The 11,936-nt window shown below is 33.4% G+C and carries 11 protein-coding genes; 10 read left to right on the top strand and 1 reads right to left on the bottom strand.

Features of this window, described 5'->3' with window-relative positions:
* The 9 genes from J5G60_RS12105 to ppdK all read left to right on the top strand — a co-directional run.
* Positions 1–314 (top strand): sporulation protein YqfD (locus J5G60_RS12105; protein WP_207876547.1); only part of this gene is annotated, 314 nt, incomplete at its 5' end.
* Between the two features lie 60 nt (positions 315–374).
* The gene (locus J5G60_RS12100) at positions 375–2,483 is read left to right on the top strand and encodes an HD family phosphohydrolase (RefSeq protein WP_150357225.1); all 2,109 of its coding nucleotides are present in this window, start codon (positions 375–377) and stop codon (positions 2,481–2,483) included.
* A complete protein-coding gene (gene ybeY, locus J5G60_RS12095; RefSeq protein ID WP_150357226.1) occupies positions 2,480–2,974 on the top strand; it encodes an rRNA maturation RNase YbeY in 495 nt (164 codons plus the stop codon). Before J5G60_RS12100 ends, ybeY begins: the two co-directional genes overlap by 4 nt.
* Positions 2,975–3,011: 37 nt before the next feature.
* The gene (locus J5G60_RS12090; protein ID WP_150357227.1) at positions 3,012–3,710 is read left to right on the top strand and encodes a diacylglycerol kinase; all 699 of its coding nucleotides are present in this window, start codon (positions 3,012–3,014) and stop codon (positions 3,708–3,710) included.
* 15 nt (positions 3,711–3,725) lie between these two features.
* Positions 3,726–4,610 carry a GTPase Era gene (gene era, locus J5G60_RS12085; protein WP_150357228.1) on the top strand — a complete coding sequence of 295 codons (885 nt, stop codon included), beginning with the start codon at positions 3,726–3,728 and terminating at the stop codon, positions 4,608–4,610.
* A gap of 50 nt (positions 4,611–4,660) precedes the next feature.
* Positions 4,661–5,446 (top strand): DNA repair protein RecO, encoded by a 786-nt coding sequence (gene recO, locus J5G60_RS12080; protein ID WP_236035283.1) that lies wholly within the window; start codon positions 4,661–4,663, stop codon positions 5,444–5,446.
* Positions 5,447–5,460: 14 nt separating this feature from the next.
* Positions 5,461–6,060 carry a DUF4342 domain-containing protein gene (locus J5G60_RS12075; RefSeq protein ID WP_150357230.1) on the top strand — a complete coding sequence of 200 codons (600 nt, stop codon included), beginning with the start codon at positions 5,461–5,463 and terminating at the stop codon, positions 6,058–6,060.
* Between the two features lie 212 nt (positions 6,061–6,272).
* Entirely contained in the window at positions 6,273–6,917 is a 645-nt protein-coding gene (locus J5G60_RS12070) for a helix-turn-helix transcriptional regulator (RefSeq protein WP_150357231.1), read from the top strand.
* 76 nt (positions 6,918–6,993) lie between these two features.
* Positions 6,994–9,624, top strand: coding sequence for a pyruvate, phosphate dikinase (ppdK, locus tag J5G60_RS12065; RefSeq protein WP_150357232.1), 2,631 nt, complete (start codon positions 6,994–6,996; stop codon positions 9,622–9,624).
* Between the two features lie 80 nt (positions 9,625–9,704).
* Here ppdK and J5G60_RS12060 read toward each other — a convergent pair whose 3' ends face one another.
* Entirely contained in the window at positions 9,705–10,748 is a 1,044-nt protein-coding gene (locus J5G60_RS12060) for a CotS family spore coat protein (protein ID WP_150357233.1), read from the bottom strand.
* A gap of 119 nt (positions 10,749–10,867) precedes the next feature.
* Between J5G60_RS12060 and J5G60_RS12055 the strand changes: the two genes are divergently transcribed.
* The gene (locus tag J5G60_RS12055) at positions 10,868–11,893 is read left to right on the top strand and encodes a deoxyguanosinetriphosphate triphosphohydrolase (protein WP_150357234.1); all 1,026 of its coding nucleotides are present in this window, start codon (positions 10,868–10,870) and stop codon (positions 11,891–11,893) included.
* Positions 11,894–11,936 lie beyond the last annotated feature (43 nt).

Raw genomic sequence — 11,936 nt, 5'->3', positions numbered from 1 at the left:
TTAATTTTAGAGGTAAGAATGTATATTTAAAAAAACATAATAATAAATTTAATAAATATTATAAAATAGAGGAAAGCAAATTTATTTTTGGTAGGGAAACTTACTATGAGGTTAAAAAGACAGTAATAAAAGGGAATGTCCAGAAGATAGTAAAGGATACAGGACAGAAACTTTATAAAAGTATATGTTCCAATTTAGATAAATCCATAAAAATTGTAGATAAAAGGGTCACCTATGAACCTGGTGAATCTTATAAAGTGAAAGTTCAGGTCGCAGCGGAGGAAAATATAGCGGTTTCTGATGTTCAGAGATAAAGGGAAAGCTCAAAAACTAAAGTGAATTTATAGAGTAGTAAAAACAAAGGGTGATTTTAATTGAAAAAATTGTCATTAAAGAAGATTTTTTTAAAGAAAAAGACTGATAGGATAATTATTTTTATCATAAGTTTTATATTTATTTATTCTTTGCTGGCGTCTGGACTTACAACAAAAAAATATAATTTATCGGAAGGGGATATTGCAAAAGTTGATATAAAGGCACCTAGAGAGGCTAAAGACGAATTGTCTACTCAGACAAAAATACAGCAGGCAGTGGATGCTGTCCCTATTCAATACAACAAAAAACCTGAAGTGAAAACGGAAAGTTTAAATAAATTAAATGACTTTTTTTCTAAAGTGAACCAGTTAAGGGCTTCTCAATTAGATGAAAAAAGCAAATTGAAAAAATTAAAAAGTGAAGGCAATATAAATTTAAATGATGAGGATTACCTGAGTATAATAGGACTTAACGAGGACGAAGCAAAACAGCTTCAGGACTTTTTACAAAAAACTATAGCGGATATGTATGATAATAATAATATAAGTGATAATACCCAGAAGGATAACCAGGCAGATATTAAAAAAGCCCAGCAGAGCATACTGCTTAAAGTAAGTACTTCAAATTTCAATAAGAATTTAAGACAGTTGGCTACTGATGTAGGATTTTCTTTAATTTCACCTAATTTTTTTTATGATAAAGAGAAAACTGAGGAATTGAGGAAAGAGGCGGAGAAAAAAGTTCTGCCTGTCATGATAAAAAAGGATCAGACTATAGTAAAAGAAGGGGAACCTGTAACTAAATATCAGATAAAGATGCTGGATGATTTAGGACTTTTAGATGACAGTCCCTATTTTCAATGGCATATTTATTTCCCGTTGGCTTTATTGGTACTTTTGATATTGACTATTCAATGGGTTTATTTATATAAATATAGTAGGAAGATTTATAAAAATACCAAAATGCTTGTAATGATTGATACACTCAGCTGTTTGAGTGTGCTTTTATCTAGGACTATCGATTTGGCTTCGCCTTTTTTAATACCTCTGACATTTGTACCTATGATAATGACACTGCTCTTAGATGATAAAGTGTCATTAGCTGTAAATGTGTTGAATTGTGTTTTTATAAGTGCAGCGGTGGAATTTAGCCCGGATATAACTATAGTAGCTCTTGTAAATGCAGTAATGGGAGCTACTATACTTAAAAAAATGCAGCAGAGAAATGACATATTATTTGCTTCTCTTTACATGCTTGTCATAAATGGTATACTTACCTTCTCCATGGGGTTTTTACTCAGCAACAATATGTTGGATATAGCTAAAAAAGGTATATTTGCAGGAATTGCCAGTATAACTTCCGGAATATTGGTAATAGGATTTCTTCCTCTATTTGAGGGCGTGTTCAATATAGTTACTACTATAAAGCTTTTGGAACTTTCAAATCCCAACAATGCCCTATTAAAAAGACTTCTGATAGAAGCGCCTGGGACCTATCACCACAGTATATTAGTTGGAAATTTAGCGGAAGTGGCAGCTGAAAAAGTTGGAGGTAATCCACTTTTAGCTAGAGTTGCGGCTTATTATCATGATATAGGGAAAATAAAAAGACCATATTTTTTTAAAGAAAATCAAGTGGGAAAAGATAATCCACACAATAAATTAACTCCTAATTTGAGTACTTTGATAATAATATCTCATGTTAAAGATGGGGCGGAAATGGCTGATGAGTATAATTTGCCTAAAATAATAAAAGATATTATAGAACAACATCATGGAACATCCCTTGTGAAATATTTTTATTTGACCATGAAGAACTCATGTAAAGATCCAGAAGATGTGAATGAAGATGAATTTAGATATCCCGGCCCTATACCAGAGACTAAAGAAGCTGGTATAATAATGCTGGCCGATGGAGTGGAAGCTGCTGTAAGATCTATTAATGATACTGATAAGGGCAGGATTCAGGGAATGGTGGACAATATAATAAAGGATAGGCTGGATGCGGGTCAACTTGACAATTGCGATTTGACTTTGAAAGATATAAATAAAATAAAGAATGAATTTTTTAAAGTTTTGGTTGGAATATATCACCATAGAATAGAATATCCATCGGATAAATTTTCCGATAAAGTCATGAATAAGTTAAAACAGGAGGATAAAAAGTGATTTTTTTGGACAATAGGCAGGATAAGATAGAGATTACGAAAGAGATGGAACACAGTATTAGAGAAATTATAGAGTATGCTTTAAAAGAGGAAGAGGTAAATTTACCTTGTGAAATAAGTGTGATTTTTGTAGATAATGATCATATAAAAGATATAAATAGGGAAAATAGGAATATAGATAGAGCAACAGATGTGTTGTCTTTTCCAATGCTGGAATATCCAAAAGGCCGGGTATTTAAGGATGTGTATACCAATTACGATTTTCAGCCAAGTGACATGGATGGGGAAAATTTAGTATTGGGGGATATAGCTATTTCTCTTGAAAAAGCAGAGGAACAGAGCAGAGAATTTTGTCATTCCTTTTTAAGAGAGGTATGCTATTTGACAGTACATTCGCTGCTTCATCTTTTGGGATATGATCATATGGAAGATGAGGACAAAAAAGTTATGAGAAGGAGAGAAGAGGAAATATTACGGGAATTTGAACTGTAAGAGATAATTTTAAATTCTGAAGTATGGTGATTGTACAATGAAAGTTAAAAAATTGTTGGATAGCTTCAATTACGCAATTGAGGGGATAATATATTCTGTTAGAACACAGAGAAATATGAAAATACATATGATAGCAGCTGTCTTAGTACTTACTATGTGTTTTTTCTATGATTTGAGCAAAATGGAGATTTTAGCTATTGTGATAACCATAAGTATGGTCATCATGGCAGAGCTTTTTAATACGGCAGTGGAATTTGCCATAGATGCCACTACCAATTATTATCATCCACTAGTTAAAATTGCAAAAAATGTTGCAGCGGGAGCAGTGCTTATTTCGGCTATAAATGCTGTAGTGGTGGGATATATAATATTTTGGGATAAATTGAAGTATATAAATTTTATGGTTATAAAAAAGGTTAAAAGTACAAATCCCTATACGATATTTATAATACTTGCCATTGTATGTATAACTACCATAATTGTAAAAGCCATTTTTGGAGAAGGTACTCCGCTTAAGGGAGGAATGCCCAGCGGACATAGTGCCATAGCTTTTTCCATAGCCACTACTATAGCTTTGATAACGGGACAGCTTGCGGTAGTTATATTGAGCTATCTCATGGCCTTTATAGTGGCTCAAAGCAGGGTGGATTCAGAAGCTCATTCTATTACAGAAGTGATTTTCGGAGCGGTATTTGGCATTTTGATAACAGTTTTTTTATTTATAATATTTGGATGAATAAGGAGAAAATTTATGTTTAAGTCAGGATTTATTACAATAATAGGAAGGCCGAACGTGGGAAAGTCAACGCTTACCAATAGAATTATGGGAGAAAAATTGTCTATTGTATCCTGTAAGCCGCAGACTACCAGGAACAATATAAATACCATTTTGACGGAAGAGGACTTCCAGTTGATTTTTGTAGATACTCCCGGTATTCATAAACCCAAGGATAAACTGGGAGATTATATGGTGAAATCTGCGGAGGATTCCATCAAGGATGTGGATCTGGTAATTTTTTTGACTACTCCCCAGGACGGGATAGGAAGAGAGGATAGATATATACTGGAAAATATAAAAACCACCAAGATACCAGTATTTTTGGTGTTGAATAAAATAGACGAAAATCCTGCTTCCAGGGTGGCAAAAACTTTAAAAAACTATTCTGAATTCTTTGATTTTCAGGAAATAATACCTGTATCTGCGTTGAAAAAGAAAAATACTGATGAATTATTGGAACTTATGGTAAAGTATATGCCGGAAGGACCTAAATATTATCCAGAAGATGTTATTACTGACAGGCAGGAAAAATTTATAGTTTCTGAAATTATAAGAGAGAAATCTCTCAGACTCCTTTCCAAGGAAGTTCCACACGGTATAGCTGTTGAAATAATATTTATGAGGAAGGATCCTAAGGGAATATACAATATAGAGGCAAATATAATTTGCGAGAAGGAATCACACAAGGGAATAATAATAGGTAAAAATGGCTCCATGTTAAAGAGGATATCCTCTTATGCGAGAGAGGATATTGAAAAATTTTTAAATTCCAGAGTATATCTGCAAGTCTGGGTAAAAGTAAGAAAAGAGTGGAGAGACAATGACAGACTGCTGAAGGAATTAGGGTATAAAAAATAAAGTGATATTTACTCAGAAGGAATGTTTTTCTCCTTAAAAAAGGATATAATATAACTTATAGACAGGGAGATGATTATCTGTCCATATTTAAAACTAGAGCTATAATAATAAAAACTCAAGATATAAAGGAATCTGACAAGTTGGTTTGGCTTTTCACTGAGAAGTTGGGTAAGGTGTCCACCATAGCTAGAGGGGCGAAAAGAAGCAGGAACTCATTGTTTTCAACTACACTTCAATTTTGTTACGGAGACTACGTTTTATACAAGGGAAAGAGTCTATATGTAATAAACGAAAGTATTTTAATAGATTCTTTTCAAGATTTATTGGACGACTTAAATGATTTAACTTATGCTTCTTATTTTTGTGAACTCATAGATATAGCCATGAGTGATGGGGAAAAAAGCGAAGAGATGTTTAAACAACTGGTTACTGCGTTTTATCTCATAAGGAGTCATGCAGTGGACATTGAAATTCTAGCCAGATCATTTGAGTTGAAAATTTTACAGGCCACAGGCTATGAGTTGAATTTTGATTACTGCTGTATATGTAGAAAAAAGATGGCTTCATTTAATTATTTCAGTTTTCAATATTCAGGAGGTGTCTGCGATAAATGTAAAAAGATCAATGGTTTGCATATAGATTATGCCACTGGCAGTGCACTTAAATATTTGTCAAAGATTTCTCTTGAAAATGTATATAAAGTTGTATTGTCTGATAAAGTAAAGAAAGAACTGTATAAGGTTTTGAACCTGGTTATTTCCCAAAATTATTTTAGGAAACCTAAAAGTCTTGACACTTTAAGGTATCTTAAAAATTTTGAGAAAAATAAAATCTAAAAGGAGAGAAAAACATGAGTGAGATAACATTGGAAAAAATTGATATTATAAGAGAGAGAACAGGGGTAAATTATTCTGAGGCAAAAGAGGCATTAGAAGTTTGTGAAGGAAATGTGGTTGATGCTCTCATATATATAGAGCAAAATAAAAAATCGGCCAAGGATAGTTTATACACCACTAAGGATGAATTTTTGGAATGGCTGAAGGATTTAGTGAAAAAAGGCAATGTAAATAGAGTAAAGATAAAAAAAGGTGATAAGGTGGTAGTTGACATTCCTGTAAATGCAGGTATTGCAGCAACTTTGACAGCTCTTGTATGGCCGCCGCTTATAGCTATAGGGATATTGACTGCAGTGATTACACAGGTGACTATAGAGATAACGAAAGATGATGGAACTGTAGAAGTGGTGAATAAGGTAATAAAAGGCGGAATGAAGAGTACTGTAAATGAAATGAAGGATAGGGTGTTTGATGCTGCATCTTCAGTTAAGGATAAATTCAAACACAAAGATGACAAGCAGGATAAAAACACATATAAATATACTGTAAAATTTGATGATATAGATGATGATGAAAATGGACAGGAGAAAGATACTGATAAGGATAAAAATTAGAATTATATAATACAATTAGTGTTAAAACATATAATGAATAGTATATAAATTTGAGATTTATTCATAATATTGGATAAAATAAAAAAACATATACTATTCATTAATATATATGTGGTATAATAATTTTGTAATATTGTAGCTTAAATACTAATGTTAAATTTCCTCTTAGTGAATATCTGCAGAAATTATTGACTTTACTACAAAGAGAGAGGGTGAATATTATTAAATTATCACCGAGACAAGAGAAAATAATAAAATTAGTAAGGGATAATGCACCCATAACAAGTGAGCAGCTCGCATCTAGATTAAATGTCACAAGGGCAGCACTTAGACCAGATCTAGCTATACTTACTATGACGGGCATATTGGAGGCAAAACCTAAGGTAGGATATATATATTCTAAAAAACCTTCCCATAGCCTTATATACGATTATATAATGAATATAAAAGTAAGCGATATAATGTCAAAACCAGTAGTAGTGGATGAGAATACTACCGTTTATGATGCCATAGTATACTTATTTTTGAATGATGTTGGCACTTTGTTTATAGAAAATAAAGGGCTTCTTATAGGTGCTGTTTCCAGGAAGGATTTTTTGAAGATAGCTATTGGAAGTACCGATATGCATAAAATACCTGTGGGAATAATAATGACCAGAATGCCAAATATAATATTTGTTGAAAAGGATGATGTTGCTTACATGGCAGCTAAAAAGATAATGGAGCATGAAGTGGATAGTTTGCCAGTGGTAGAAAAATCTCGAGACAGGTTGAATAATGAAGTGCTTAAAATTGTAGGTAAAGTTTCAAAGACAAATATAACAAGGCTTTTTGTAAAAATAGGGGAAAACAAATAGATTGGTATACGGAATAATTTATTCGTTGATGTATATATAAAACATGCTAAATTTTATAAAAAAGGGGATGTTCTATATGGCAGACAAAAAGTATGTTTATCTTTTCAATGAGGGAAATGCTGGTATGAGAAATCTACTTGGCGGAAAAGGTGCCAATTTGGCAGAGATGACAAATATCGGCATACCTGTTCCAGAGGGTTTTACCATATCTACAGAAGCTTGTACAAAATATTATAAAGACGGTAAGATCATATCCAGGGGCATTGTGGATGAAATTTATGCCGCACTTGAAAAAATTGAAAAAAAAACAGGTAAAAAATTTGGAAATATAGAAAATCCACTTTTAGTTTCTGTAAGATCAGGAGCAAGGGTTTCCATGCCTGGAATGATGGATACTATACTTAATTTAGGTTTAAACGATGACACTGTCAGGGGATTAAGTAAACTTACGGGAAATGAAAAATTTGCCTATGACTCCTATAGAAGATTTATTCAGATGTTTTCAGATGTAGTTATGGGAATTGAAAAAAGAAAATTTGAGGATATACTGGATGAAGTAAAGGATGCAAGGAATCTTGAATATGATACCGACTTAGATGCATCTGATTTAAAGGAAATAATTGTGAAATTTAAGAAAATTTACAATAGTGAAATGGGAAGTGACTTTCCACAACAGCCTAAGGAACAATTAATACAAGCTATTACTGCTGTATTTAGGTCCTGGGATAATCTGAGAGCTATAGTGTATAGAAGATTAAACGATATCTCAAGTGAATGGGGTACGGCTGTAAATGTACAATCTATGGTATTTGGAAATATGGGAGAAACTTCAGGTACTGGTGTGGCATTTACAAGAAATCCTGCTACAGGGGAGAAGTCTATATTTGGTGAATATCTTATAAATGCGCAGGGGGAAGATGTAGTTGCAGGAATAAGAACACCACAGCCTATAACAAAGTTAAAAGAAGATCTTCCAAAATGTTATTCTCAATTTATGAATATAGCCCAGAAATTGGAAAATCACTATAAAGATATGCAGGATATGGAATTTACCATAGAACAGGGAAAATTATATTTTCTTCAAACTAGAAATGGGAAGAGAACCGCACAGTCTGCACTTAAAGTAGCAGTGGATATGGTGGGGGAAGGTCTTATCAGCAAAAAGGAGGCCATCCTTAAAGTTGAACCTAAACAACTTGACACACTGCTTCACCCGAATTTTGATAAGGATGAGCTCAAGAAAGCAGCTGTAATAGCAAAGGGACTTCCGGCATCTCCGGGAGCTGCTTGTGGAAAAATATATTTTACAGCAGAGGATGCGAAAAAACATCATGATCGGGGAGAAAAAGTAATACTTGTAAGGTTAGAGACATCCCCCGAGGATATAGAAGGTATGGCAGCTTCAGAAGGAATACTTACAATAAGGGGTGGAATGACTTCTCATGCAGCTGTGGTAGCTAGGGGTATGGGAACTTGTTGCGTGGCTGGATGCGGTAATCTGATAATAGATGAAGAGACAAAGACTTTTAAAGGAGCAGGCAAGATCTATAAAGAAGGGAATTACATATCATTAGACGGAAGTACAGGAAATGTATATGGAGAGCCTATAAAAACGGTGTCACCTGAAATATCTGGATATTTTGGTACATTTATGAGCTGGGCTGATGATATAAGAAAGATGGGAGTTAGAACCAATGCTGATACTCCAAAGGATGCCAGACAGGCAGTTGAATTTGGAGCTGAGGGAATAGGACTTTGTAGGACAGAGCATATGTTCTTTGATGAGGATAGAATACCAGAAATGAGAGAGATGATAGTTTCCAAGACAGAGGAACAGAGAAGAAGAGCACTGAATAAGCTTTTACCGAGACAAAAAGAGGATTTTGTCGGTATATATGAGGCTATGGAGGAAAGACCTGTGACGATCAGATTTTTGGATCCGCCATTACATGAATTTTTGCCAACAGATACAGATGATATAAGAAATTTGGCTGCGGAAATGGGTATAGACTTCCAGGAATTGAAGGACACTATAGGATCTCTTCATGAATTCAATCCCATGATGGGACATAGGGGCTGCAGGCTTACTGTTTCCTACCCTGAAATAGCGGAAATGCAGACTAGAGCTATTATAGAGGCTGCTGTAGATGTAAAGAAGAGAAAGGGATATGATATAGTACCGGAGATAATGATACCTCTCATAGGAGAGTTAAAAGAATTGAAATATATCAAAGATACAGTTGTAAAAGTAGCAGATGAAATAATAAAAAATAGCGGAGTAGAACTAAAATATAAAGTGGGAACCATGATAGAAATTCCAAGAGCTGCACTTACTGCTGATGAAATAGCAACTGAAGCTGAGTTCTTCTCTTTTGGCACCAATGATTTGACTCAGATGACTTTTGGATTTTCAAGAGATGATTCAGGCAAGTTTTTGAACTCCTACTATGATAAGAAGATATATGAATTTGATCCATTTCAGAAAGTAGATCAAATTGGAGTAGGAAAGCTTATAGAAATGGCTGTAAAGTTAGGAAAGAAGACTAGACCTGATATACACCTTGGAGTGTGTGGCGAACATGGTGGAGATCCTTCATCTGTAGAATTTTTCCATGATGTTGGACTTGATTATGTTTCCTGTTCACCTTTTAGGGTACCTGTAGCGAGACTGGCTGCTGCCCAGGCTCAGGTGAGAAATCCGAGATAATAAAAATATCAAGCCGATCTTACCACTTTTTATGGAAAGATCGGCTTTACAAATGTTTGGATATTTATCAAATTTATAGCTTACAATTTACAGTTGATATTGAATTTTTTTTCAACGTATTTTCCAAACTCTATTGTGAATTCAAGCTGATTGATACAATTGCTGGAAGCTTTTTTTAATAAATAAAAAAAGGAATTGTGGTTACATTTTAATATATTATTGTAGTAATCTCTGGATATTTTCCAAAATTTTTGAGGAAAAGATAAATAAGAGATAATGTATTTATAGTCATCTAAAGTTAATGGAAAAATTTTTTCATATAGTTCAAGGCAGGATATAGTGCTATCTAACCTCCAGTTGGTAGTGGTTCTTTTTAAAAACCTTCTTAAAAAATAGGATATATCATGGGCACAGTAGTCCATGCTGCATTTGTCAAAATCAATTACCCAGATGTTGTCCTCTTCATCAAATATTATGTTTTTATTTACGTAATCTAAATGGCATAAGCAAGTGCTTAAATTTTTATAATCAATAGTAGAGGATATTCTGGCTGATATTTTTGCCAGTATAAAATTAATTTCAAAGTTCTGCAAAAATAGTGCAGAGAATTTATCATTATATTTGAAAGCTAAATTTGAGCAGTTTAGAAGCTGATTTAAATGTTTCTGAAAAGATATATATATATTTTCAAAGTTTACTCTTTGGGTACTCCCATCAATTGGAACAAAATTTTTACTTACACTGTGCATTTTGGATAAATTAGAAATTGCATGTAATAAGTGCTTGTTGTTGTCATAGTCACATTTGCTGCCAGTTATCCAGGGAGTCATTATAAAGAGCATTTCTTTGTAGTTTACAAATCGTTCTCTGTGAATTGTAGGCAATATTCTGGGGACTCTAATGTCATGCCTAAAAAGCCATTCTATGGCAGAGTATACAAAAAGCAAATTGCTCTCATCGAAATATACTTTTTTTAGACAATAACTTTTATTTAAATAATTTATTTTGTATACAGCTCTTTGCTTGTCTGTATCTTTGAATTTAATTCTAGATATATCTGCGTTTACCATATTATATTGGGGCAGAACGTATTTTTTTACGTTTTCTTCAGATAATAAATCCATATAAAACTCCTTAAAAGTTCTTTCTCTATAATAATATTAAAGCTTTCTTCATATTATACATTTTCACTAAAAAAAGGAGTTTTTAATGGTGGGATAGAATAAATTCATGAGGTGGTTATATGAATATAAGAGAAAAAATAGAAAACAAGGAAAAGTTGATACTAATACCTCAGGCTGCCTTTTCTGTTAAAACAATGGGGAGAAATATTAAAGAGAAAAAAGACGCTATTAGGACTGATTATATGATAGATAGGGATAGAATAATACACAGCAAGTCCTTTAGAAGACTTAAACATAAAACTCAGGTGTATATAAAAACACCGGGAGATCATTATAGAACTAGGCTTACTCATACGCTGGAAGTAAATCAGATAGGAAAGACAATAGGCAAGGGCATAGGGCTGAATGAAGATCTAATAGAAGCTATAGCTATGGGTCATGATATTGGACATGTAGCTTTTGCTCACAGCGGTGAAGAACTTCTCGATAAACTCTTGCCGGAAGGGTTCAAGCACAATGAGAACAGTGTAAGAGTGCTTACTAAAATAGAAAAATTGGGCAGGGGCCTCAATCTTACAGGAGAAGTTCTGGATGGAATACTGTATCACAGTGGTTTCACAGATAAATCAAAAGCTTGCACTCTAGAAGGACAGGTAGTTAGATATAGTGATAAAATAGCCTATGTAAATCACGATATAGATGATTCCATACGGGCTGGGATGCTGGAAGAAAAAGATATACCGGATATTGCCATAAAAGTATTGGGACGCACTAACAGTAATAGAATAGATACCCTCGTAAAGAACTGTATATATACTACTCTGAAAAATATTAAAAACGGGACGGAACAAGTAGCTCTTAGTGATGAAGTATTTAGTGCACTTCGCGTTCTTAGAAATTTCATGTTTGAAAGAATATACAAGGGAGATATATTAAAAGCTGAAAGAGATAAAGCTAAGTTTGTACTGGAACAGGTATTTAATTACTTTTTCAAATATCCAGATAAAATGCCTGAATTTTATCTGGATATTGTGAAAAGAGAAGGAGTTTACAGGGGAGTGGCGGACTATATATCTGGAATGAGTGATGATTACTGTCTTATGATGTTTCATAATATATATGTACCTAAATTTGTTATATATTAAAGAATAATTTTTACTATTATATGGGTAAAATACAATTATATAA

Source organism: Clostridium sp. HV4-5-A1G, from assembly GCF_900184915.1.
GTDB lineage: Bacteria > Bacillota > Clostridia > Clostridiales > Clostridiaceae > Clostridium_B > Clostridium_B aromativorans.
Note: the sequence above shows the minus strand (reverse complement) of the source record. Positions and strands in the feature narration are given on the sequence as shown.